We start from the raw sequence: 23,434 nt of genomic DNA, 5'->3' as shown, positions 1-23,434 counted from the left end.
GGGAGTGGTCATGGCCGTAGGTAAAGCGCATTTTCCCGATATGCCTCGCATCGAAGGGCTGCGACTGGGCACTGCCCGGGCCGGCATCAAGAAGGCAGATCGTCGTGATCTGGTCATTTTTGAACTGGCTGAAGGCAGTCATGTGGCCGCTACCTTCACACGCAACGCCTTTTGCGCGGCACCGGTACATGTGGCGCGGCGCCATCTGGCAGACGGTGCACCGCGTTATCTGTTGATCAATACCGGCAATGCCAATGCCGGCACCGGCGAGTCGGGCATGCAGGATGCGCTGTCCTGCTGCGCTGCACTCGCCGAGCGCACCGGTCAGCTGCCGGAACAGGTTCTGCCCTTTTCCACAGGGGTGATCGGAGAGCCGTTGCCGGTCGAGCGGATTTGCAATGGTCTGGATGCCGCTCTGGCATCGCTGGATGCCGAGCAGTGGCAGGCCGCGGCCGAAGGCATCATGACCACCGATACGCGCCCCAAGGGGGCTACGCGCACGATCATGATCAAGGGGCAGCCGGTCACCATTAACGGCATCTCCAAGGGGGCCGGCATGATCTGCCCCAACATGGCCACCATGCTGGCCTTTGTGGCGACCGATGCCGCCATTGCTCACGACACGCTGCAGACCCTGCTGCGCGAAAGCGTCAATAAAAGCTTCAATCGCATCACCATCGACTCCGATACCTCGACCAACGATGCCTGCACCATGGTCGCAACGGGGCATGGGGTGACGATTGATGGCGATGAGGCGCTGGAGCAGTTTGCCCATGCGCTTGACGATGTGTTGCTGACACTGGCTCAGGCCATCGTGCGTGATGGCGAAGGCGCCACCAAGTTTGTCACGGTCACCATTGAAGAGGCGGCCGGTGGCGAAGAGGCTCTGGCGGTTGCTTTCAGCGTGGCGCATTCGCCACTGGTCAAGACCGCGCTCTATGCCAGCGATGCCAACTGGGGGCGTTTGTTAATGGCGGTCGGCAAGGTGCCCATTGAGGACTTTGATGTCAGCCAGGTCTCGATCGAGATTAACGGTGTCACCATTGCACGTCAGGGGGGCCGCGCGCAGGAGTACCGCGAGGAGGCCGGTGCCGCCGTCATGGCAGAAGAAGAGATCAACATCACGATCCATCTGGGGCGGGGCACGGCGAGAGAGCAGGTCTGGACATCGGATCTCTCCCACGATTACGTCTCCATCAATGCCGACTACCGCAGCTGACGCACGTCAGGGGCACTGTCGCTATTACGTTTCGGGGTGGCAGGATTGTACCATCCCCTTTACCGATTGATATTCACGCATCATGAAAGGTCATGCCAGCATGCCGAAAAGAAGGGTACATGTCGCCGCTGCGGCCATTTTCAACGATCAGGGCCAGGTGCTGATTGCACGGCGGCCATCGATTGCCGATCAGGGCGGACTGTGGGAATTCCCCGGTGGCAAGCTGGCCCCGTATGAAACCGGGCTCGAAGCGCTGCGTCGTGAGCTGCGTGAAGAGCTGGGCATCAGCATTCAGCGCGCTCAGCCGCTGATTCGCGTGCATCATGAGTATCCCGACAAGCACATCCTGCTCGACGTCTGGGAAACCCATGATTTCGAGGGCGAGCCCTGGGGGCGTGAAGGGCAGGCGGTGCGCTGGGTCAGTCCGGATGATTTCGGCCGTTACGCCTTCCCGGCCGCCAACGGTCCCATCATTCGTGCCGTGACCCTGCCCCATGATTATCTAATCACGGGGGAAGCCAGCGATGAAGATGAATTTGACCGCAAGCTCAAGCGTGCGCTGGTGGAAGATGGCATCAAGCTGGTACAGCTGCGTGCCCATGATCTGGAAGAAAGCGTTTACCGAGCTCGCGCCGAGCGGGCGCTGGCCACGTGTCGCGAGCACGGAGCGTCACTGGTGCTCAACTGCTCGCTGGAGACGTTCAGGGCCGTGAATGCCGACGGTCTACACCTGCCCAGCCGTGAGCTGATGGCGCTGACGCATCGTCCCATCGAGGAAGGCAAATGGCTGGCAGCCTCCACTCATAACGATGAGCAGCTGGCTCAGGCCCAGCGACTGGGCTGTGATTTCGCAACGCTGTCGCCGGTACGAGAAACGCCCAGTCATCCGGGGGCGGTGACTATTGGCTGGCATGATCTGCAACAGATGGTTGAAGAAGTGACCATGCCGGTGTATGCCCTGGGCGGCACCTCGCGTGATGACGGTGATCGGGCGCGTGCCGTGGGTGCGCAGGGGATTGCCTCGATTCGGGAATTCTGGCGTTAGGCCAGCGCGCTCGACAGACAAAAGGGCCACCCCATTGGGGTGGCCCTTTTTTATTCATGGCCTGCAAAAGTGCTGCAACCATCGAGCGCCGAGCGCTACTGGTCGCCGCGTTCGATGCGGTTCATGAGCTCGTCGAGGCTTGCATCATCCATGGCCGGCTCTCCGGCAATGCGGTGTGATTCATCGGCCCAGGCGCCCAGGTCGATCATCTTGCAGCGTTTGGAACAAAACGGTCGCCAGGGGTTGTCACTGGTCCAGTAAAGTTGCTTGCCGCACTGAGGGCAGGGTACGACAGGTGTCTGTTTATCATCACTCATTGGCGTTGTACTGACTGGCAAGCTGGCGGTAAAAAAGATCGAGCCGCTCGATTCGGGCATCGACCACGTGAAAGCTGCCAACATTGTCGATAACGTCGTCGGCGCTGGCAAGTCGTCGATTGCGTGACATCTGGGCATCCACGATGGCGCGCGCCTGCGCTTCGGACACGCCATCACGCTCGCAGGTCCTTCGGATCTGCTCCTCGGGGGGCACATCGATCACCAAAATCCGGTTCACCAGCTGATGCTGATCGGTTTCCAGCAGCAGCGGCGAGACCAGCAGGGCATATGGCCCGGACAGCGTCTCAAGGCGCTGAGTCAGTCTTTCCCGGATGCGGGGGTGGGTGATGGCTTCAAGGTCCTGGCGCGCCTGAGTGTCATCGAAAATGATCTGGCGCAGGGCCGCCCGATTCAGCTCGCCCTGTTCTGTCATGATGGTGTCGCCAAAGCGCTCGCGGATATCGGCCAGAGCCGGTTCACCCGGCATGACGACCTCGTGGGCCAGATGATCCACATCGACCCAGGCCGCGCCGCGCCTGGCAAAGGCTTCGGCGATGGTGGTCTTGCCGGCAGCAATACCGCCGGTCAGGCCGATAATCAACATGAGAGCTCCCAAAGATAAGCGTTGTGATGCCCGAAGGCGAAAATGGATAAAAGCTAGATCGCAAGGCCAATGATGTTGTAATACAGCGCAATGACCCTATCACCTCCCAGCAGTATCAGCATGCCGGCCGCACTCAGAAAGGGCCCGAAGGGCATCGGCGCGCCTCGCAGACGCGGGATGACCAGCTGAATCATGATGCCGATCACGGCACCCGTGGTCGCCGAGAGCACCAGAATCAGCGGCAGGGACATCCAGCCACACCAGGCCCCCAGGGCGGCGAGCAGCTTGAAATCCCCACGACCCAGACCTTCTCTGCCTGTCGCAAGGCGAAAAAGCCAGTAAAACCCCCAGGCAACACCATAACCGGCCATCGCGCCAATGACGGACTCGGCCAGCCTGTCAGGGTGGCTGATCAGTTGATATAACAGGCCGCCCCATAGCAGAGGCAGGGTAAGCACGTCCGGCAGCAGCATGGTACGCCAGTCGATGACGGCGAGCGCCAGCAGTGTCAGACAGGCAAGCGCCATCGCCAGCGTGTCCAGTGTCAGGCCATGGTGCCATGCCACCCAGAGCACCAGTGCCATGCTGGCTGCCTCGACCAGCGGATACTGCACGCTGATGGCGCATCGACACTGCGCGCAGCGCCCCCGGCGTTTCAGATAGCCCACCAGAGGAATGTTGTCATGCCAGGCAATGGGCGTATCACATTCAGGGCAGTGGGAGCGCGGGACGAGCAGATTGCAGCGCTTTTGTGCCGGTAGCGTCAGCGCAAGCGTCTGATGCGCTTCCCGAGTCCACTGCTGTGACAGCATCATGGGCAGGCGAGCAATCACCACGTTGAGAAAGCTGCCCAGTGTCAGCGCCAACAGTGCCACAAGACACAGTAAAAAGGGGTCGCTCAGCGGAGTCATGTCGAGATTCCTATATGGCGCTGCCAAGGTCAAAGACGGGCAGGTACATCGAGACCACCACGCCGCCCACCAGCGAGCCGAGCACCACAATGATCAGAGGCTCCATCAGAGTGGTCAGGGTATCGACCCGGCTTTCGACCTCGGCATCGTAAAAATCGGCCACGCGGTTAAGCATGGCCTCCAGCGCGCCGGACTCCTCGCCGATGGCCACCATCTGAAGCGCCATGGGCGTAAAAAGTCCCGTGGTGCGCATGGCAAAATTGAGCTGCTGTCCGGTACTGAGGTCCTGGCGCACACGCTCAATGGCCTGCTCAAACACCAGATTACCGCAGACGCCGCCCGCTGTTTCCAATGCTGACATCAATGGCACGCCGGCGGCAAAGGTGGTCGCAAGTGTTCTTGAAAATCGCGCAATGGCCGCCCTTTCAATGACCGGACCGATGACCGGAAGCTTGAGCAACAGGCGGCTGGCCTGAAACGCCAGAGCCGGCGAGCGTGCCAGCATACGACGTGTAAAAAAAACGAGGGCCAGCGTGGCCAGCAGTACCTGCCACCAGAGACGCTGCGCTGCATCCGAAAGCGCAATGGTCATTCGGGTCGGGGCCGGCAGTTCGGCGCCAAAGCTTGCAAACATGCTTTCAAACTGTGGTACGACCTTGATCAATAAAAGGGCTGTCACGGCGATGCCCACGGCCACCACGGCGGCAGGATAATACAGAGCCTTGCGTACGCGCCCCTTGAGGTTATCCAGGCGCTCCTTGTTGGTGGCCACGCGATCCAGCATGCGATCCAGAGCACCGGCCTGTTCTCCGGCCTCGATCAAATGAACGAACAGCTGATCGATATGGCGCGGATGCGCCGCCAGTGCCTGTGAAAAGCTCATGCCGTTTGAAACGTCCTGCTTGACGGTCTCGATAAAGTGGCGCAACGCCGGTCGATTGGTGCCGTTGGCGACCGCTTCAAGAGACTGCAAAAGCGGTACGCCGGCACGGATCATGGTGGCCATTTGACGGGCAAACAGGGTGATGTCTCCCCCTCTGATACGATGGCCCATGCCGGGCAGACTGCGCTTGCGGATCAGACGGGTGACGACGATGCCCTGTGATGACAGCTGGCGGCGAATGTCATGTTCGCTGACACCATGCATTTCACCCCTGACCCGTTCGCCACGGCCATTCTTGCCCATCCACCGAAAGGTGATGGCCTGACCCGATGAGGCCGCTGAGCGTTTTGACAGGGCAGAAAATGCCATCGCAACAGTTACTCCTGAATGATCCGGTTGAGTTCTTCCAGCGTGGTCAGACCTGTCAGCACCTTTTGAAGGCCGCTGCGACGCAGATCATGATGTCCTTCGCGCCTTGCCTGCTCTGCCAGCGCCATGGCGCCGGCATCCTGCATGATCAGATGACTCATGGCAGATGAGATGGGCACCATTTCATAGATGCCCACGCGCCCTCGGTAGCCATGAGTGCAGTGCTCACAGCCCACGGCCTGATACAGCGTGGCCTGGTCGATCTGTGCATCATCAAGGCCCTGATGCTTGAGCACTTCGCGGGGCAGCGACACCGGCTGTCGGCAGCGCTCACACAGTCGGCGCGCCAGCCGCTGGGCGATGATCAGACTGATGGAGGTGGCAATGTTGAACCCTGCCACGCCCATGTTCCCCAGTCGGGTCAGGGTTTCGGCCGCAGAATTGGTGTGCAGCGTCGACAGTACCAGGTGCCCGGTCTGCGCCGCCTTGATGGCGACTTCGGCGGTTTCCAGATCGCGAATCTCACCCACCATGACCACGTCGGGGTCCTGACGCAGAAAGGCGCGCAGGGCCGCGGCGAAATCAAAGCCGATATTGGGGCGTACGTTGACCTGATTGATGCCTTCAAGCTTGATCTCGACCGGATCCTCGGCGGTGGCAATGTTGCGCGCTTCGGTGTTGAGCAGATTAAGCGCGGTATAGAGCGTGACGGTCTTGCCGCTGCCGGTCGGCCCGGTGGCCAGAATCATGCCCTGAGGTCGGGCGATGGCCTGTTCGAAAATATTGCGCTGCTCGGGCGTAAAGCCCAGCGCATCAATGCCCATGCGGGCACTGTCCGGGTCCAGCAGACGCATGACAATCTTTTCGCCAAACAGCGTTGGCAGGGTGTTCACGCGAAACTCGACGTGACGTTTGCTCGACAGTTTCAGGCGTACGCTGCCATCCTGGGGCAGGCGTCGCTCCGAGATATCAAGCTTTGCCATGACCTTGATGCGGGCGGCAATGCGCTGTCGAAGTTGCGCTGGCGGACGAGAGGCCTCCATAAGAATGCCGTCAACGCGAAAGCGAATCCGAAAGCTTTCATCAAATGGCTCGAAATGGATGTCGGAAGCGCCCCGGCGAATGCCGTCCAGCAGGACCTGTTTGACGAAGCGCACCACCGGCGCATCGTCGCTGGATTGAAAGGAGGCGTCTTCTGTCTGATCCAGAGCCAGATCGCCTTCCTCAAGCGCCAGGGTCTCGATGGCGTTCTGGCCCTCCAGCAGCGCCAGCGCGCCTTCGCCATGGACCTGCAGATACTGCTCGAGCCTGGTGGCGAGTTGCTCGGCAGGTGCCAGAACGCCTTCTATGCTCATACCGGTCACGAACTGCAGCTCATCGAGCTCGGGCAGGCGAGAGGGGTCATCCACCGCCACGACCAGGGCGCGCTCCTGACGCAGCAGGGGTAACACGCCCAGCCGGCGAATCATGGATTCCGTCAGCCCCTGCAACGGCGGCAGGCGGGCGATGGGAATGGCGTCCAGATCAACACAGCCCAGCCCAAAGGCCCAGCCGGCACTCTGGATTGCATCGCGCTGCGATATACCGGTCTCTTCGATGATCAGCTTGAGCAGTGCGCGCTTTTCGCGGTGTGCCTGCCCTTCAAGTGCCAGCGCCTGGTTGGCTTCCAGCAGACCATCCTCGACCAGCTGATGGGCGAGGCTGCGCAGGGGGTTGGCAGACAGTTGAGAGAGGGCATCCGGCATGCACGTAAATCCATATGATCAGAGGGATTGGCAACTTGCCCCATGTTATCGGCGGTCAATCCCTTCTCTAAAGTTCCCGGTGCTTTTGTCGTTAAAAGCTCTGCGTCTCTCAACATCCAGACGCAAAATATACCGTTATCCTGCTTTTCGAGCAGGGACACATGCATTCAATCGGGAAGGACACGTCAATGGCAGGCAGGCAGGGTGGTTTTACGTTGATCGAGCTAATGATCGTGGTCGCCATCATCGGTGTACTGGCGGCCATTGCCGTGCCGCGCTATCAGGACTATGTGGCGAGGTCTGAGGCGGCTTCTGCACTGGCGACGCTCAAGAGTACACAGGTTAATATCGAAGAAGCAGTTCTCCGAGGAAAAACCCTCAGCATGACCAAGGACACAGAAGGTTTCATTGGTATTACCCCTGCTGATGTGAAAATGGGCGCGTTGACCATTCCAGCAACAAATGATGGCAATAGCGGCGTTGCATCCGTACAGATTGACTTCAATACGCAATCTAGCTCTTCATTAAACGGTAAAAATATTGCATTGAAGAGAGCCAAGGATGGCGTATGGTCTTGCGATGCGACCATTGAAGCTCAATACATGCCAAAAGCGTGTACGAAAGCTGGTGATGATCCAAAGGTTTAAGAGTTGTGTTTGAAGCCGGCCTCGCGCCGGCTTTTGTTTTTATAAGCCTTTCCGGCTGCGCCCTTTTTCCTTAACCGCTATAGTAGCGCGCACCTGTTGACCATTCTGGATGCAATGCATGCTGCGTCTGCCGCTTTTTCGTAATCCGGCCGGAATAGGCCCCATTCTGCGCATTCTGGCCATGCTGTTACTGGTCCTGTCGCTGTTCATGCTGATTCCGCTGTTTTTGCTGGCGCTGGAAGGCGACGGGCAGATGTGGCCCTTTCTATGGGCCTTTGCCGCGACCTTTGGCACCGGCGTGACGTTCATTTTGCTGACTTGGGGGGTGCATATCGAGTTGCGCCCCCGGCAGATGTTTATCCTGACCACCTCCAGCTGGGTGGTGATGTCGGCCTTTTCCAGCCTGCCCATGCAGTTCGGCGCGCCGCGTCTGTCGATGGCCGATGCGGTATTTGAGTCGGTCTCGGCCATTACCACGACCGGGGCGACCGTGCTGGTCGGCATTGAACACCTTTCCGATGGGCTCAAGCTCTGGCGCGGTCTGATGCAGTGGGTCGGCGGGGTCGGGATCATCGTGATGGCGATTGCCGTGCTGCCCTTTCTGCGCGTGGGCGGCATGCGACTGTTTCAGACCGAATCCTCCGACTGGTCGGACAAGGTGCTGCCTCGGGCCGGTACGGTCGCCAAGGCGATCGGTCTGGTGTATGTCGGCTTCACGATCGTCTCGATTGTCAGCTACTGGCTGGCCGGCATGCTGCCGCTGGACGCCGTGGTGCATGGCATGACGTCTGTAGCTACCGGCGGCTTTGCCAACTACGACGCCTCCTTTGGTCAATACGCCGACAAACCGCTTATTTTGTGGCTCAGCGTGCTCTCCATGCTGACCGGTGCGCTGCCCTTCGTGCTTTATATCCGCATGGCGCGTGAACGGTCGGGCGTGCTCTGGAAGGATCAGCAGGTGAGGGGGCTTCTGGCGCTTCTGGTGGTGGTCATTGCGCTGCTGACCCTGTATCGCACCGTGCGCGGCATGGAGTTTTTCGATGCGCTGACGCAGGTGGCCTTTAACGTGGTGTCTGTTGTGACCACCACCGGCTATGCCTCGGATGACTATACGATGTGGGGCCCACTGTCCTCGGTGGCCTTTTTCTATCTGACCTTTGTCGGCGGCTGCTCGGGGTCAACCAGTGGGGGGATGAAGGTTTTTCGCTTCCAGGTGGGCCTGATCATGCTGGTCAATCAGCTGCGCTATCTGGTGCATGCCAACGGCGTTTTTGTGCAGCGCTATAACGGGCGCGTACTGACCGATGACCAGATTCGCGGCGTTATCGCCTTTTCCTTTTTCTTCTTCTTTACCGTGGCGGTGCTGGCGCTGGGCCTGTCACTGATGGGGCTGGATCTGATGACGGCCCTGTCCGGTGCGGCAACAGCGGTTGCCAATGTCGGCCCGGGGGTGGGGGACGTGATTGGTCCTTCAGGCAACTTTGCCTCGCTGCCGGATGCCGCCAAGTGGATGTTAAGCATCGGCATGCTGATGGGGCGTCTGGAAATCCTGACCGTGCTGGTATTGATGACGCCAACCTTCTGGCGCAAGTAGGACCTCCTGCCCTGCGCCCTGCAAACAGGGCGCAGGGCGTCAGGAAAGGCCGCGGGGCAGAACTGTCAAGACAGAAGGGTTAGAGCGGATCGCGTCCGGCCCGGTTGAGCACCGGATTGGCGTACTGACACAGCCACCAGGGGCGTAGATCTTCCGGCACCTGCTCAAGACGCTTGTTGAAGGCCTGACGGTCGGCCGGGGTGATGTTGTTGACATCGACAAGCTCGGGCGCATGCCCGGTGGCTTCCAGGGCCAGATAGTGGCTTGGGAAGAGCGTGTAGTTGTTCAGCACCTGACGGTCGATCTCCTGAGCGGCACTGTCGTAATTGTCCTGATCGCCCGTCAGCGGCGTGCCGAAAACCAGCCTGACCCGTCCCTTGTGGCCGGTAATGCCGGCGGCGATGGAGAGGATGTCTTCGTAGGCGATCTTTTCATACGCCGTGCCATCATGGCGGGCCTTGAGCTCGCGCGCCTTTTGCTGATCGCAGGGATCGAACTCATAGCTGATGGAGACGGGCACGATGCGCAGCTCGGCAATCGTGTCGTTGACCGAGGCGTCCTTGTCCTTCATGCGTCGAGCCATGCCCAGCATCTTGATGATCGCACTGTCAGTGCGATCCACGCCATTTTTGGCGCGACCTTCACGCTGTGCCAGCCAGATCGGATGATTGTCATCGACAATCGAGTGACGAATGTAGTTGGAAAGCTGCTGATAGGCCGCCAGCATGGCCCGCTTGCCTCGTGCCGAGCGGGGCACGATAAAGCTCTTGTTGAGCCGCATGAGGTCGGTCACATAGGGCTTTTGCAGCAGGTTGTCACCGATGGCAATGCGCACGGTACTGCGCCCGCTGTGATAGAGCGCATAGTTGACAAATGCCGGGTCGAGCGCGATATCGCGGTGGTTGCCGATAAAGAGATAGGCCTTTTGCTGATCCAGATGCTCAAGACCTTCCACGCTGAAGGTGTTGGTCGTGTTCTGGATCATGCGTGCCATGTAATGGGAAATGTGATTTTGAAAATCACTGACCGTATGAATGTTGCGTACTGCGCGTCTGAGCCCGTGGCGTGCCAGTGCCCGCGCCACACGAGGCGCGACACGGGCAAGTTTCGGCAGCCGGTAGCGCGTAATGGTGTCGATGAACTCGTCATTGCGGACCAGACGAGCCAGCGTATCAACGACCTCATCGTCGTTGTAGGGGCGTATGGCCTCGAAGTCGTCTACGGGCGGTAGCGCATCCGGGGAGGCGGTCATCTCGATTTCCGGGTCGTCAGACGGTTGATTCATGGAGCTGCAGGCGCCGGCGTCGCTTCGCCACCCAGCCACTGCATCAGGCGCTCGGCAGTATCGCCCAGCACATGGGCCATGAGCGCAAACTCGGTCTCCATCTGCAGGACAGGGTTGTCGTCGCTGTCGGTGTCGTCGATCTCCTTGAGCACGGCATCGGCAAAGCGGATCGACTTGATGGACATGTCTTCCTGCAGCACCAGCGTCATCTGTTCTTCGATGTTCAGCGCCAGCTTGCTGGCCTGACGGCCCACATCCAGTGACATGCGTACTTCCTCACCATCCGGGTCGATGCTGCGGGCACGAAGAATGCCGTCATCGCCCTTGGCGCGAAGCTCGATCTGATCGCCCAGTACCATGCCTTCCGGACGAGTGGTCGGGTCGGTCAACCAGGTGGTCATGGTGCGCCCGGCCGGGGTCTGCGGTGCCAGCGGAATCACCTTGAGCGAGCCGAGCGATTCACGCAGCACGTCGAGGATCTCCTCGGCGCGTTTGGCACTCGAGGCGTTGATGCCGATCAAGCGGCGTTTGGTATCCCACCACAGATCCGTGCGCGAGGTACGGGTGAAGGCTCGCGGCAGCAGCTCTTCGACAATGCGCTCCTTGAGCACCAGCTTGTCCTTGCGGCCGGGCGGATAACCCTGCTGCGCCGTCAGCGCCTCGACGCGCTCTTCGAGCGTTTCCTTGACCACCGCGCTCGGCAGCAGCCGCTCCTGACGCAACAGCGTCATCAGACGGTGACCCTGAATCTCGTGCACCAGCTGATCGCCATGACGGCCGGCTGGCGCTGCCCAGCCTACGCGGCGGGCCTGAGTCTCGGTGACCGGCGTAAAGCGCCAGGGATCGAGGGCTTGTGTGAGCTGATCCAGTGACCAGTCCTGCTCATCGAGCAGGCGATAAAGTTGTAAATGCTTGAACCACATAGCGTCCTTTCCTTGAAGGCGCACATTATGTCGAATGGCAGGCGCGGGTGCCAGCGCTTGCGTAGCCTGATCCCATACTCCTGGACTATCCGATAATGACCGCCCTCAATGGCGGGCCTGACAGGGCCATCGTCAGCGGGTAGCCAAATCACCTTCGGATTGCATCACTGTCTGCCGGAGAGCAGTGGGGTTGTGGTACAATCGGTGCCAACCAATTGGATCATTCGTGCGCAATCATGTGTGCGTCATGATTGCATTACGGGTGTTCGCGTCTGAGCGCTTTATGGCCCCTGTGGCCGGGGCGCTCAGGCAGCAGGGCTTCTTGAACAGGACCAGGATTTGACGACCCATGGGTGAGATCGCCAGAGAGATTCTGCCAGTCAATATCGAGGACGAGCTGAAGCAGTCGTACCTTGATTACGCGATGAGCGTCATCATCGGTCGAGCACTGCCCGATGTCAGGGATGGACTCAAGCCGGTACACCGTCGCGTGCTGTATGCCATGCATGAACTGCGCAACGACTGGAACAAGTCCTATCTGAAATCGGCGCGTGTCGTGGGTGATGTCATCGGTAAGTATCACCCGCATGGTGACAGCGCCGTTTATGACACCATCGTGCGTATGGCTCAGGACTTTTCCATGCGCTACATGCTGGTGGATGGCCAGGGCAACTTCGGCTCGATCGATGGCGACAGCGCAGCCGCCATGCGTTACACCGAAGTGCGCATGGCACGTCTGTCGCATGAGCTGCTCTCGGATCTGGAAAAGGATACGGTCAACTGGGTCGACAACTACGACGGCACCGAGCGTATTCCCGAGGTGCTGCCAACGCGTGTCCCCAACCTGCTGGTCAACGGTGCCTCTGGTATCGCTGTCGGCATGGCGACCAACGTGCCGCCGCACAACATGACCGAGGTCATCGAGGGTTGTCTGGCGTTGATCGAGGACCATACGCTCAGTATTGACGATTTGATGGAGTACATTCCGGGGCCGGACTTCCCGACCGCCGGGATCATCAACGGTCGCGCCGGCATTCTGGATGCCTACCGTACCGGTCGCGGGCGTATCCATGTGCGCGCCCGCCACACCGTCGAGCACGATGAGCGCACCGGCCGTGATCACATTGTCGTGACCGAGCTTCCCTACCAGGTCAACAAGGCGCGTCTGATTGAAAAGATCGCCGAGCTGGTCAAGGAAAAACGCATCGAGGGCATTGCCGAGCTGCGTGACGAGTCCGACAAGGACGGCCTGCGCGTGGTCATTGAAACCCGTCGCGGCGAGTCCGGCGACGTGGTCGTCAACAACCTCTTTTCCCAGACCCAGCTTGAGACCGTGTTCGGCATCAACGTGGTGGCGCTGGAAAACGGTCAGCCCAAAACGCTGAATCTCAAGCAGCTGCTGGAAGCCTTCATTCGCCATCGCCGCGAAGTGGTGACCCGCCGCACCCTGTACGAGCTGAGAAAAGCCAAGGAACGTGGCCACATTCTGGAAGGCCTGACGGTCGCCATCTCCAACATCGATGAAGTGATCGAGCTGATCAAGGCCTCGCCCAATGCGGCCGAAGCGAAAGAGAAGCTGATTGCACGCGACTGGATGCCGGGTCAGGTCATCGACATGCTGGACCGTGCCGGCGCGACCTCCTGCAAGCCTGATGATATCGAGGAGAGCTGTGGGCTCTCTGATGATCGCAGCCGCTATCAGCTGTCGGCGGGTCAGGCGCAGGCCATTCTTGAGCTGCGCCTGCACCGCCTGACCGGTCTTGAGACCGAAAAGCTGCTGGAAGAGTACAAGGGCATCCTTGATACCATCGCCGAGCTGACCCGCATCCTGTCGTCGGCCGACCGTCTGATGGAAGTGATTCGCGAAGAGCTGGAAGCCGTTCGTGACCAGTATCGTGACGGGCGCCGTACCGAAATCCAGAACAGCCGTCGTGATCTCACGATGGAAGATCTGATTGCCGCCGAGGACATGGTGGTCACCATCTCTCGCAGCGGGTATGCCAAGACTCAGCCGCTGTCCGACTATCAGGCGCAAAAGCGCGGTGGACGTGGCAAGTCGGCGACCAGCATGAAGGATGAAGACGTCATCGAGCATCTGCTGGTGGCTTCGACCCATGACACCGTGCTGCTCTTCTCCGATCGTGGCAAGGTCTACTGGCTCAAGGTTTATGAAATGCCTCAGGCCTCGCGCGGGTCGCGCGGCCGTCCGCTGGTCAATCTGCTGTCGCTGGATGAAGGCGAGTGGATTACGGCTATTCTGCCGGTCAAGGAGTATCGCGACGACAGCTATATCTTCTTTGCCACCGCCAACGGCACGGTCAAGCGCACCACGCTGGATCAGTTCTCGCGGCCGCGCAGTGCCGGTCTGATCGCCCTTGATCTTGATGAGGGCGACCGTCTGGTAGGGGCGGCCATTACCTCCGGCAGCGATCATGCCATTTTGCTGTCCTCCAACGGCAAGGCGATCCGCTTTGATGAAAACGATGTACGTGCCATGGGCCGTACGGCGCGCGGCGTGCGCGGCATGCGCCTGCTGGGCGACGCTCGTGTCATCAGCCTGATCATTCCCAGCACGACCACCATCGATGAAAGCGCCGACGATGAAAGCGAAGTGGAAGCCAGCCAGATCAGCGAAGGTCAGTGCTATATCCTGACGGCCTCCATTAACGGTTACGGCAAGCGAACTCGTCTCGAGGAGTTCCCGCTGCGTGGACGTGGCGGGCAGGGCGTGATCGCCATGCAGACCACGGCCCGCAACGGCGCGTTGGTGGCGGCCATCCAGGTGGGTGAAAGCGACGAGATGATGATGATCTCCGATCGCGGCACGCTGGTCCGTACGCGCGTCAGTGAGGTCTCCATCAGCTCGCGTAACACCCAGGGCGTTACCCTGATTCGTACCGTCAAGGGCGAAAGCCTGGTGTCCACGGTTCGTCTTGATGAGCTTGAAAAGGATGACGAGCTGGAAAATGATGATGAGGTGCTCGCCGGGGATGAGGAGGCATTGAGCGAGGGGGCCGACCAGGCACCGGATGCCACCGATGACGGCGAGACCGATTCGGCACGCGAAGAGTAGAACCATCGGCGCCTTTCATGGAAAGGCGCCGTTATTTTTTCAAGCCCGTCGAGACCTGACATGACCCGACATTTCAATTTCTGTTCCGGCCCCGCCACGCTGCCCACCGCCGTGCTTGAGCGCGCACGCGATGAGATGCTCGATTTTGAAGGGCGTGGCCTTTCCGTCATGGAGATGAGTCATCGCAGTGAGGCCTTCATCGCTGTGGCAGAGCGTGCCGAGGCCAACCTGCGTGAGCTGATGCAGGTGCCGGACAATTACAGTGTGCTGTTCATGCAGGGGGGCGCCACACAGCAGTTCGGATGTGTGCCTCTCAACCTGCTGGGACAGGGGGGAAGCGGCAACTACCTGGATACCGGCATCTGGTCGCAGAAGGCCCTGAAGGAAGGTCGGCATCTGGGCGCGGCGCATGTCGTCGCCTCGGCCGAAGCCAGCGGCTATACCGCTGTACCCGGTCAGGATGCGCTGTATCTGTCCAGTGATGCCGCCTATCTGCATTATTGCGATAACGAGACCATCGGCGGGCTGCAGATGGATTACGTGCCACAGGCCGATGTGCCCCTGGTGTGTGACATGTCCTCGTCGATCCTGTCGCGTTCGATAGACGTCTCGAAATTCGGTGTCATCTATGCCGGCGCGCAGAAAAACATCGGTCCTGCCGGCATTGTCATCGTGATCGTGCGTAATGATCTGCTGGATCGTGCCCGTCGCGAAACGCCTTCCATGCTGAACTGGAAGGCATTTGCCGATAACGGCTCCATGCTCAATACGCCGGCCACCTATGCCTGGTATCTGTCCGGGCTGGTCTTTGAATGGCTCAAGGAACAGGGTGGGGTCGAGGCGATCGAGAAGATCAATCGTCGCAAGGCGCAAAAGCTTTATGACGCCATTGATGGCAGCGGTTTCTATTCCAACCCGATCGTCTCGGCCAATCGCTCGCTGACCAACGTGCCTTTCGTGCTTGGTGATGAATCGCTCAACAAGGCGTTTTTGACCGAGTCCGAGGCGGCGGGCCTTTTGACCCTCAAGGGACATCGCAGCGTGGGTGGAATGCGTGCCAGCCTTTATAACGCCATGCCGGAAGAGGGCGTTGATCGACTGGTGGCCTTTATGCAGGATTTCGAGCGTCGTTACGGGTAGAGCACATGTCGGATCATCTTTCATCTCATGATAAAAACGATCAGGACGTGGATCTTGGCGCCCTGCGTGATCGCATTGACACGCTGGACCAGCAGATTCTTGATCTGATCAGCGAGCGTGCCGCCTGCGCCCAGCAGGTCGCGCACGTCAAGCTGGCCGAAGACCCTGAAGCGGTGTTCTATCGTCCCGAACGCGAAGCCCAGGTGCTCAAGCGCATCATGGCTCTGAATCAGGGGCCGCTGCCGGGTGAAGAGATGGCACGCCTTTTCCGGGAGATCATGTCGGCCTGTCTGGCGCTGGAAAAGCCGGTGCGTGCTGCCTATCTCGGCCCGGAGGGCACCTTTACCCAGCAGGCCGCGCTCAAGCATTTCGGTGACAGTGCCGTGTGCAAACCGCTGCCGGCCATTGATGAAGTCTTTCGTGAAGTCGAGGCGGGCGCGGCCAACTATGGCGTGGTGCCGGTCGAGAACTCGACCGAGGGCGTGGTCAATCACACGCTGGACTCCTTCATGGATACTTCCCTGCGGATCTGCGGTGAGGTGGTGCTGCGCATTCACCATCATCTGCTGGTCGGCAGCAATACGCGCCGGGACAAGGTATCCCGCATCTATTCCCACTCGCAGTCACTGGCACAGTGTCGCAAGTGGCTTGATGCCCATTATCCGCATGCCGAGCGCGTGGCCGTGTCCTCCAATGCCGAGGCGGCTCGCCGGGTCAAGAGCGAATGGCATACTGCCGCCATCGCCGGTGACATGGCCGCGCGGCTTTACGGCCTTGAGCGCCTTGAAGAAAAAATCGAGGACATGCCGGACAACTCGACGCGCTTTTTGATCATCGGCAACCACGATGTGCCGCCCAGCGGTGAAGACAAGACCTCACTGGTGGCTGCCATGCGCAACCAGCCCGGTGCCCTGCATGACCTGCTGGAGCCTTTCCACCGCCATCATGTCGACATGACGCGTCTTGAAAGCCGGCCTTCACGGCATGGCCTCTGGAACTACGTCTTCTTCATTGATTTCAAGGGGCATCAGGAAGAGCCACGGGTTCAGGCTGCGCTGGAAGAGGTTCGTCAGCGGGCTGCCGATGTGCGCGTACTGGGATCCTATCCGATGGGTGTGATTTGAACGAGCGGGCCATTTCAGGGACGCCGGCCGTACTGTCAGAAGAGTCCGGCATTCTGGTCATCGGATTGGGGCTGATCGGCGGTTCTCTGCTGGCGGCCCTGCGCGCTGCCGGCTATGCGGGACGCTGCTACGGCGTTGATCTCAACCCCAATGAGGTCGCCCTTGGGCGGCGCATGGGGCTGATTGATGATGGCGGCCCGGACGCAGCGGCTTTTTTGCCGCATGTCTCACTGATTGTGCTGGCCGTGCCGGTCATGGCCATTGCACCGGTCATGGCGCAGCTGAGTCAGCTGCGTCGTCACGGGCAGGTTGTGACCGATGTGGGCAGTACCAAGTCAGCCATTCGTGATCAGATTCGCTCTGCTCTGGGACGGGTGCCGAGCTGGCTGGTGCTGGGCCATCCCATTGCAGGAGCGGAAAAAAGCGGCGTCGAGGCAGCCAACCCGACGCTTTATCAACGCCATCGTGTCATTCTCACGCCCGAGGTGGATACCGACCCACAGGCACTGCATCGTATCGAGCATCTGTGGCAGGTCTGTGGTGCACACATCGAGCGTTTGACGGTCGGGCGCCACGATGAGGTGCTGGCACGTACCAGTCATTTGCCGCATCTGCTGGCGTTTTCACTGGTCGATACGCTGGCCCGTCAGGATGATCGGCTCGACATCTTTCGCTACGCGGCCGGTGGTTTTCGCGACTTTACCCGCATTGCCGGCAGTGATCCGGTGATGTGGCGCGATATTTATCTGGCCAATCGGGAAGCGGTCCTGCAGGCGCTTTCGGAGTTCGAGACCGGCGTCAGTGAACTTCGTGCTGCCGTGGCCGGTAGCGACGGTGATGCCATGCTCGGCATCTTTTCCCGCGCAAGTCATGCGCGACATTATTTCGACAGATTACTCAGCCAGAAGAGCTATCAGGTCATGGAAACCAGAAACGTTGTGTACCGTGCAAGCGCCGGCGGTCAGGTCAGGGGCACCATTCGAGTCCCCGGCGACAAGTCGATGTCGCATCGCTCCATCATGCTGGGCGCACTGGCAGAAGGCGTGACCACCGTAGAGGGCTTTCTTGAAGGCGAGGACAGTCTGGCCACGCTTCAGGCCTTTCGTGAAATGGGTGTGGCCATCGAAGGTCCTCAGGCCGGTCGCGTGGTCATTCACGGTGTTGGCCTGCACGGACTGAAACAGCCAAAGGGGGCGCTGTATCTGGGCAACTCCGGGACCAGCATGCGTCTGTTTGCAGGGCTCATGGCCGGCCAGGCGTTTGACGTCACATTGACCGGCGATGATTCGCTCAACCGCCGTCCGATGGGACGGGTGGCGGATCCGCTTCGACTAATGGGAGCGGTCATCGATACCGGAGAGGGCGGACGACCGCCGCTGACGGTACGTGGAGGGCAGCCTCTTGCCGGTATTGACTATGATCTCCCCATGGCCAGTGCCCAGGTCAAGTCCTGTCTGCTGCTGGCCGGCATGTATGCCACCGGCGAGACCCGTGTGCGCGAACCGGCGCCGACCCGCGATCATACCGAGCGCATGCTGACCGCCTTTGGTTACCCGGTGAGCCGTCATGAGGATGTCGCCCACATCGCAGGTGGTGGTAGCCTCACGGGCGGATTCATTGATGTGCCGGCGGACATCTCTTCTGCAGCGTTTTTCCTGGTGGCCGCCTCCATTACACCCGGGGCGGATCTCACCCTGGAGCATGTCGGGATCAATCCCACCCGTATCGGTGTCATCAATATCCTGCGGGAGATGGGGGCCAGTATCGAGCTGCTCAATGAGCGCAAGGTCAGCGGCGAACCGGTTGCCGATATACGGGTACGTCACGCCGAATTGCACGGTATCGATATTCCGGTGGACCAGGTGCCGCTGGCCATTGATGAGTTTCCGGTGCTCTTTATCGCTGCCGCCAACGCGAGCGGCACGACACGCCTTCGCGATGCGCTCGAGCTGCGGGTCAAGGAGTCCGACCGGATCAAGGCCATGGCCGACGGTCTGGACGTGCTGGGCGTGGTCAATACCGTAGTGGAAGATGGCATCGACATCGTCGGTGGCCGCTACCATGGCGGGGAAGTCGAAAGCCTGGGGGATCATCGCATTGCCATGGCCTTCACGGTGGCGGCCCTGCGTGCCGAAGGTGATATCACCATTCGTGACTGCGCCAATGTGGCCACCTCGTTTCCCAACTTTCCTGCACTGGCCGGCGAAGTCGGTATGCAGGTCGAGGCTGTTTCGGAGGGCGCATGAGTCAGCAGGCCAATGCGGCGGTCATCGCCATCGACGGCCCGGGTGGGGCCGGCAAGGGGACCATCAGCCGACTGGTGGCCCAGGATCTGGGCTGGCACCTGCTGGATTCCGGGGCGCTTTACCGGCTGACGGCGCTGGCGGCCATGCGTCGTGATATCGATATGACCGATGCGCCTGCGCTTGAATCGGTGGCACGTGCGCTGGACGTGACGTTTGTCAGTGAAAACGAACACACCCGCATCATGCTGGAAGGGGAGGATGTCAGCACCGACATTCGCAATGAGCATGTTGGCGGGCGTGCCTCGCAGGTGGCAGCCATTACCGGCGTGCGTGATGCCTTGCTGGCCCGTCAGCGTGAATTTGCCAAACCCCCGGGTCTGGTGGCCGATGGTCGCGACATGGGTACCGTGGTGTTTCCCGAGGCGCCGCTCAAGATATTTTTGACGGCCAGTGCCGAGGAACGGGCAAGAAGACGGCATGATCAGTTGCGACAGGCCGGCCAACATGCTAGCCTTTCGAGCCTTTTAAAGGAGATAGAGGCTCGGGACGCGCGTGACATGCAGCGAACAGTAGCGCCATTAAGGCCTGCTGAAGATGCGGTCACCATCGACACGACCGAGCTTTCGATCCCGGATGTCGTGGCACACATTGAAGCACTTCTCTCCCTGCGTGGTTTGAAAAGCACGCAATGAGCGCCTGAATTTCCGGAGGCCCCGGCAAGACGTCATGGGGTGGCAGCGGTCAACATCTGTAAACCCTGCCACGTCTAACCAGCGTTAACGTCCCCGGGGAGTTTGTCATTGGCCCGCGCTTGCTGGTGGCGTGGAGAATGCAGCCGTCCTGGTTGCTTTTTGTTGATCACTATAGGAATACCATGAGCGAAAGCTTTGCAGAACTGTTTGAACAGTCTCTTCAGGACATCAACATGGAACCCGGTGCCATTGTCATGGCGACCGTGGTGGACATTGAAGGTGACTGGATCACTGTCAACGCCGGGCTGAAATCCGAAGGGCAGATCCCTGCGGCACAGTTTCGTAGCGACAATGGTGAACTGACCATCAAGGTCGGCGATGAAGTCAAGGTTGCGCTGGAAGCCGTGGAAGACGGTTTCGGTGAGACGCGCCTGTCTCGCGAAAAGGCCAAGCGTGCCGAAGCCTGGAAAGAGCTGGAAGCAGCCTTCGAGGAAAACGAAGTCGTCAAGGGCGTGATCAACGGAAAGGTCAAGGGCGGTTTCACCGTCGATGTCAATTCCATCCGTGCCTTCCTCCCGGGCTCGCTCGTCGATGTCCGTCCGGTTCGCGACACCGCGCATCTGGAGAACAAGGAACTCGACTTCAAGGTCATCAAGCTTGATGCGAAGCGCAACAACGTTGTCGTTTCTCGTCGTGCCGTGCTTGAAGCCGAAAACAGTGCCGAGCGTGAAGCGCTGCTCGCGACACTGCAGGAAGGCCAGCAGATCAATGGTATCGTCAAGAATCTGACCGATTACGGCGCCTTTGTTGATCTGGGCGGCGTTGATGGCCTGCTCCACATCACCGACATGGCCTGGAAGCGTATCAAGCATCCGAGCGAAATCGTGGCCGTGGGCGACGAGATCAATGTCAAGGTGCTGAAGTTTGACCGTGAGCGCAATCGCGTATCGCTGGGTCTGAAGCAGCTGGGCGAAGATCCGTGGGTCAACATCAAGAATCGTTACCCCGAAGGCACCAAGGTCAACGCACGTGTGACCAATCTGACCGACTACGGCTGCTTTGCCGAGCTGGAAGAAGGTGTTGAAGGTCTGGTTCACGTCTCTGAAATGGACTGGACCAACAAGAACATCCATCCGTCCAAGGTGGTTCAGGTTGGTGATGATGTTGAAGTCATGGTGCTGGATATCGACGAAGAACGTCGTCGTATCTCGCTGGGCATCAAGCAGTGCACTTCCAATCCGTGGGAAGACTTCAGCTCGCGCTTTGCCAAGGGCGATCGTGTCTCCGGTACCATCAAGTCGATCACCGACTTCGGTATCTTCATCGGTCTGGATGGCAGCATCGACGGTCTGGTGCACCTCTCTGACATCTCCTGGAACGAAACCGGCGAAGAAGCCGTTCGTCGCTATCGCAAGGGTGAAGAAGCCGAGGCGGTCATCCTGTCGATCGATCCGGAACGTGAGCGCATCTCGCTGGGTATCAAGCAGCTTGAAAGCGATCCGATGTCCGAGTACCTGGCGGTCAACGACAAGGGCGCACTCGTGTCCGGTCGTGTGACGGAAGTTGATGCCCGTGAAGCCTACGTTGAACTGGCAACTGACGTTATCGCCGTGCTCAAGGCCTCCGAGATCAGCAGCGACCGCGTTGAAGATGCACGTACCGTGATCAATGAAGGCGATAGCGTCGAAGCGCGCATCGTTGGCGTTGATCGCAAGAACCGCGTCATCAACCTGTCCATCCGCGCCAAGGATCAGGACGACACGCGTCAGAACATGCGCAACATGCGTGAGCAGGAGACCGAGACTTCCGGTCCGACCACTATCGGTGACCTGATCAAGCAGCAGATGAATCAGGACTGATAGCCCGCTCCCGGCCATCCGCTGGATGGCCGCAGAGGTCTGTTCAGATATATAAATGACATTGTCGTCAGCAGCGTCAATCCTGCTGGCGACAAAGTTGAAATCACGGATTCAATCGCCCCTGATCATTCAGGGAGACGGAGGTAGCATGCAGGTCGTCAGCTCACTCAAGTCAGCCAAGACTCGCCACAAGGATTGTCAGGTCGTTAAGCGCCGTGGTCGCGTTTACGTTATCTGCAAGACCAACCCGCGTTTCAAGGCAGTCCAGGGCCGTCCGAAGCCCAAGCGTTAATGCCTCTGGCATGATCGAATACCTTCGGGTATCGACGCAAAAAGGCCCCCAATGCCTCATTGGGGGCCTTTTTTTATGGCAATATCATATGCTTTCAGAGACATAAAAAAGCCCATCCAAAAGATGGGCTTTTCTGTCTTTCTCTATCCTGATGTTACACCTCAGGGAGGGGCAGTAAGATCTGTCTGAGCCCTCAGCGCTGGTCGCTGCGGTTATCGATGGTCTTGCGATAGTGATCGATAAAGGGCTTTTCTGCCTTGTCGATGCGGTCCATGCCGGACACCACTCGATGCCAGTACGGGTACTGGGGCGCCGGACGCGTGGCCGCTTCGATGCGATCGATATCGTCCTGATCCAGTGTCATCTCGGCCGCGGCCAGATCATCCTTGAGATGTGCTTCATTGCGAGCACCAATGATCAGTGACGTCACGCCCGGACGGTCCTTGAGCCAAGCAAGGCAGGTACGGGGGATCGAGGCGTTATGTTTCTCACCGATTTCGGCCAGAAGCTCGATAATGTCATAGGCACGTTCCATGTCGTGGATATAGGGCTCGGGCCAGCCGTTGCCCTGACGCGTCCCTTCCGGTGCCTTTTGACCGCGGCGCAGCTTGCCGTTAAAGACGCCTTCGCCCAGCGGACCCCACACCAGCGTGCCGACATTCTGATCGATCGCCAGCGGCATCAGCTCATATTCCGCCTCGCGTGATTCGGGTGTGTAATAGATCTGCTGGCTGATCGGCGGCATCAGGTTGTGCAGTTCGGCCTTGCCGATGGTTTTCATCATCTGCCAGCCGGTAAAGTTGGAAGTGCCGTAATAGCGAATCTTGCCGCTTTGCACCAGATGGTCGAGCGCGTAAAGCATCTCTTCCACCGGGGTTACGCCGTCCCAGTTATGCATCTGATAAAGATCGATGCGGTCAGTGCCAAGACGCTTGAGGCTCGCCTCGCAGGCATTGATCAAATGATAGCGCGAGAACCCGCTATGGTTCGGGTTGTCGCTCATCGGGCTTCTCGCCTTGCTGGCCAGAATGATGTCGTTGCGCTTGTCGCCAAGGGCCCGACCCACCAGCTCTTCGGCTTCTCCCTTGGAGTAGAGATCTGCCGTGTCGATCAGGTTGACACCGGCATCCAGCGCCATATCAAACTGGCGTCGTGCGCCATCAACATCGACACTGGCGGCCTTTTCAAAGCCACCGCTGCCACCGAAGGGAACGGTCCCAAGCACTATTTCAGAGACCAGCAGGCCGGAGTTACCAAGCGGACGATATTTCATGTGAAAGCTTCCCTGTTTTCCGAACAAGATCATCAAGTGATGGATCAGGACACAAGCCTGGCAGACCAGCTCGAAGCGACAAGTCGAAAATGGTTCGCATGACAGGAGAGGATTCGGGCGTTGGAGAAAAGCCACCAGGTGCGTGGACATCGCCCCCATGCGGGTTTGAGTGGCACTGCCCCTGGATTGCCGC

The 23,434-nt window shown here is 59.5% G+C and carries 19 protein-coding genes; 11 read left to right on the top strand and 8 right to left on the bottom strand.

Annotated features, from left to right (window positions below; translation table 11 throughout):
* Positions 1–10 precede the first annotated feature (10 nt).
* On the top strand, positions 11–1,219 hold the full coding sequence (gene argJ, locus KSP9073_RS15290; protein WP_108843815.1) for a bifunctional glutamate N-acetyltransferase/amino-acid acetyltransferase ArgJ: 1,209 nt from the start codon (positions 11–13) through the stop codon (positions 1,217–1,219).
* Between the two features lie 100 nt (positions 1,220–1,319).
* Positions 1,320–2,264: a Nudix family hydrolase gene (locus tag KSP9073_RS15285; RefSeq protein ID WP_108843814.1), complete on the top strand. Its 945-nt coding sequence runs from the start codon at positions 1,320–1,322 to the stop codon at positions 2,262–2,264.
* Between the two features lie 95 nt (positions 2,265–2,359).
* Here KSP9073_RS15285 and yacG read toward each other — a convergent pair whose 3' ends face one another.
* Genes yacG through pilB form a run of 5 tightly spaced genes read right to left on the bottom strand, consistent with a single transcriptional unit; the run spans position 2,360 to position 7,093 of the window.
* Entirely contained in the window at positions 2,360–2,581 is a 222-nt protein-coding gene (gene yacG / locus KSP9073_RS15280; RefSeq protein WP_108843813.1) for a DNA gyrase inhibitor YacG, read from the bottom strand.
* Complete coding sequence (gene coaE / locus KSP9073_RS15275; protein ID WP_108843812.1) at positions 2,574–3,185, bottom strand: dephospho-CoA kinase; 612 nt, start codon at positions 3,183–3,185, stop codon at positions 2,574–2,576. The genes yacG and coaE overlap by 8 nt, the downstream gene beginning before the upstream one ends.
* A gap of 53 nt (positions 3,186–3,238) precedes the next feature.
* Positions 3,239–4,096 (bottom strand): prepilin peptidase, encoded by an 858-nt coding sequence (locus KSP9073_RS15270; protein WP_108843811.1) that lies wholly within the window; start codon positions 4,094–4,096, stop codon positions 3,239–3,241.
* A 10-nt stretch (positions 4,097–4,106) separates the two neighbouring features.
* Positions 4,107–5,348: a type II secretion system F family protein gene (locus tag KSP9073_RS15265; RefSeq protein WP_108843810.1), complete on the bottom strand. Its 1,242-nt coding sequence runs from the start codon at positions 5,346–5,348 to the stop codon at positions 4,107–4,109.
* 8 nt (positions 5,349–5,356) lie between these two features.
* Positions 5,357–7,093, bottom strand: coding sequence for a type IV-A pilus assembly ATPase PilB (gene pilB, locus KSP9073_RS15260; protein ID WP_108843809.1), 1,737 nt, complete (start codon positions 7,091–7,093; stop codon positions 5,357–5,359).
* Between the two features lie 188 nt (positions 7,094–7,281).
* Between pilB and KSP9073_RS15255 the strand changes: the two genes are divergently transcribed.
* Both KSP9073_RS15255 and KSP9073_RS15250 read left to right on the top strand, forming a co-directional pair.
* Positions 7,282–7,740: a pilin gene (locus KSP9073_RS15255; RefSeq protein WP_207771497.1), complete on the top strand. Its 459-nt coding sequence runs from the start codon at positions 7,282–7,284 to the stop codon at positions 7,738–7,740.
* A gap of 118 nt (positions 7,741–7,858) precedes the next feature.
* Entirely contained in the window at positions 7,859–9,334 is a 1,476-nt protein-coding gene (locus tag KSP9073_RS15250; protein WP_108843807.1) for a TrkH family potassium uptake protein, read from the top strand.
* Positions 9,335–9,413: 79 nt separating this feature from the next.
* Here the strand turns inward: KSP9073_RS15250 and KSP9073_RS15245 are convergent, their stop codons facing one another.
* On the bottom strand, positions 9,414–10,586 hold the full coding sequence (locus KSP9073_RS15245; RefSeq protein ID WP_108843806.1) for a 1-acyl-sn-glycerol-3-phosphate acyltransferase: 1,173 nt from the start codon (positions 10,584–10,586) through the stop codon (positions 9,414–9,416).
* A 29-nt stretch (positions 10,587–10,615) separates the two neighbouring features.
* Positions 10,616–11,542, bottom strand: a complete 927-nt coding sequence (locus tag KSP9073_RS15240; RefSeq protein WP_108843805.1) for a recombination-associated protein RdgC — start codon at positions 11,540–11,542, stop codon at positions 10,616–10,618.
* Positions 11,543–11,891: 349 nt separating this feature from the next.
* On the opposite strand from KSP9073_RS15240, the gene gyrA reads away from it, so the two are divergent.
* From gyrA to ykgO, 7 genes are all read left to right on the top strand, one after another.
* A complete protein-coding gene (gene gyrA, locus KSP9073_RS15235) occupies positions 11,892–14,615 on the top strand; it encodes a DNA gyrase subunit A (RefSeq protein ID WP_108843804.1) in 2,724 nt (907 codons plus the stop codon).
* A 60-nt stretch (positions 14,616–14,675) separates the two neighbouring features.
* On the top strand, positions 14,676–15,755 hold the full coding sequence (serC, locus tag KSP9073_RS15230) for a 3-phosphoserine/phosphohydroxythreonine transaminase (protein ID WP_108843803.1): 1,080 nt from the start codon (positions 14,676–14,678) through the stop codon (positions 15,753–15,755).
* A gap of 5 nt (positions 15,756–15,760) precedes the next feature.
* Positions 15,761–16,879, top strand: a complete 1,119-nt coding sequence (pheA, locus tag KSP9073_RS15225) for a prephenate dehydratase (protein WP_108843802.1) — start codon at positions 15,761–15,763, stop codon at positions 16,877–16,879.
* Entirely contained in the window at positions 16,876–19,125 is a 2,250-nt protein-coding gene (locus KSP9073_RS15220) for a bifunctional prephenate dehydrogenase/3-phosphoshikimate 1-carboxyvinyltransferase (protein ID WP_243409261.1), read from the top strand. The genes pheA and KSP9073_RS15220 overlap by 4 nt, the downstream gene beginning before the upstream one ends.
* Complete coding sequence (cmk, locus tag KSP9073_RS15215; RefSeq protein ID WP_108843801.1) at positions 19,122–19,817, top strand: (d)CMP kinase; 696 nt, start codon at positions 19,122–19,124, stop codon at positions 19,815–19,817. The genes KSP9073_RS15220 and cmk overlap by 4 nt, the downstream gene beginning before the upstream one ends.
* A 182-nt stretch (positions 19,818–19,999) precedes the next feature.
* Complete coding sequence (gene rpsA, locus KSP9073_RS15210) at positions 20,000–21,676, top strand: 30S ribosomal protein S1 (RefSeq protein WP_108843993.1); 1,677 nt, start codon at positions 20,000–20,002, stop codon at positions 21,674–21,676.
* Between the two features lie 148 nt (positions 21,677–21,824).
* Positions 21,825–21,968 carry a type B 50S ribosomal protein L36 gene (gene ykgO, locus KSP9073_RS15205; protein WP_086623079.1) on the top strand — a complete coding sequence of 48 codons (144 nt, stop codon included), beginning with the start codon at positions 21,825–21,827 and terminating at the stop codon, positions 21,966–21,968.
* Positions 21,969–22,161: 193 nt separating this feature from the next.
* On the opposite strand, the gene KSP9073_RS15200 is transcribed toward ykgO, so the two are convergent.
* Complete coding sequence (locus KSP9073_RS15200) at positions 22,162–23,241, bottom strand: aldo/keto reductase (RefSeq protein ID WP_108843800.1); 1,080 nt, start codon at positions 23,239–23,241, stop codon at positions 22,162–22,164.
* Positions 23,242–23,434: the final 193 nt, after the last annotated feature.

Source organism: Kushneria phyllosphaerae (assembly GCF_900312995.1).
Lineage (GTDB): Bacteria > Pseudomonadota > Gammaproteobacteria > Pseudomonadales > Halomonadaceae > Kushneria > Kushneria phyllosphaerae.
Note: the sequence above shows the minus strand (reverse complement) of the source record. Positions and strands in the feature narration are given on the sequence as shown.

Excerpts from the sequence above, each read along its gene's own strand:
- argJ (WP_108843815.1), top strand. The coding sequence starts at position 11 with ATGGCCGTAGGTAAAGCGCATTTTCCCGATATGCCTCGCATCGAAGGG.
- KSP9073_RS15285 (WP_108843814.1), top strand. The coding sequence starts at position 1,320 with ATGCCGAAAAGAAGGGTACATGTCGCCGCTGCGGCCATTTTCAACGAT.
- yacG (WP_108843813.1), bottom strand. The coding sequence starts at position 2,581 with ATGAGTGATGATAAACAGACACCTGTCGTACCCTGCCCTCAGTGCGGC.
- coaE (WP_108843812.1), bottom strand. The coding sequence starts at position 3,185 with ATGTTGATTATCGGCCTGACCGGCGGTATTGCTGCCGGCAAGACCACC.
- KSP9073_RS15270 (WP_108843811.1), bottom strand. The coding sequence starts at position 4,096 with ATGACTCCGCTGAGCGACCCCTTTTTACTGTGTCTTGTGGCACTGTTG.
- KSP9073_RS15265 (WP_108843810.1), bottom strand. The coding sequence starts at position 5,348 with ATGGCATTTTCTGCCCTGTCAAAACGCTCAGCGGCCTCATCGGGTCAG.
- pilB (WP_108843809.1), bottom strand. The coding sequence starts at position 7,093 with ATGCCGGATGCCCTCTCTCAACTGTCTGCCAACCCCCTGCGCAGCCTC.
- KSP9073_RS15255 (WP_207771497.1), top strand. The coding sequence starts at position 7,282 with ATGGCAGGCAGGCAGGGTGGTTTTACGTTGATCGAGCTAATGATCGTG.
- KSP9073_RS15250 (WP_108843807.1), top strand. The coding sequence starts at position 7,859 with ATGCTGCGTCTGCCGCTTTTTCGTAATCCGGCCGGAATAGGCCCCATT.
- KSP9073_RS15245 (WP_108843806.1), bottom strand. The coding sequence starts at position 10,586 with ATGACCGCCTCCCCGGATGCGCTACCGCCCGTAGACGACTTCGAGGCC.
- KSP9073_RS15240 (WP_108843805.1), bottom strand. The coding sequence starts at position 11,542 with ATGTGGTTCAAGCATTTACAACTTTATCGCCTGCTCGATGAGCAGGAC.
- gyrA (WP_108843804.1), top strand. The coding sequence starts at position 11,892 with ATGGGTGAGATCGCCAGAGAGATTCTGCCAGTCAATATCGAGGACGAG.
- serC (WP_108843803.1), top strand. The coding sequence starts at position 14,676 with ATGACCCGACATTTCAATTTCTGTTCCGGCCCCGCCACGCTGCCCACC.
- pheA (WP_108843802.1), top strand. The coding sequence starts at position 15,761 with ATGTCGGATCATCTTTCATCTCATGATAAAAACGATCAGGACGTGGAT.
- cmk (WP_108843801.1), top strand. The coding sequence starts at position 19,122 with ATGAGTCAGCAGGCCAATGCGGCGGTCATCGCCATCGACGGCCCGGGT.
- rpsA (WP_108843993.1), top strand. The coding sequence starts at position 20,000 with ATGAGCGAAAGCTTTGCAGAACTGTTTGAACAGTCTCTTCAGGACATC.
- ykgO (WP_086623079.1), top strand. The coding sequence starts at position 21,825 with ATGCAGGTCGTCAGCTCACTCAAGTCAGCCAAGACTCGCCACAAGGAT.
- KSP9073_RS15200 (WP_108843800.1), bottom strand. The coding sequence starts at position 23,241 with ATGAAATATCGTCCGCTTGGTAACTCCGGCCTGCTGGTCTCTGAAATA.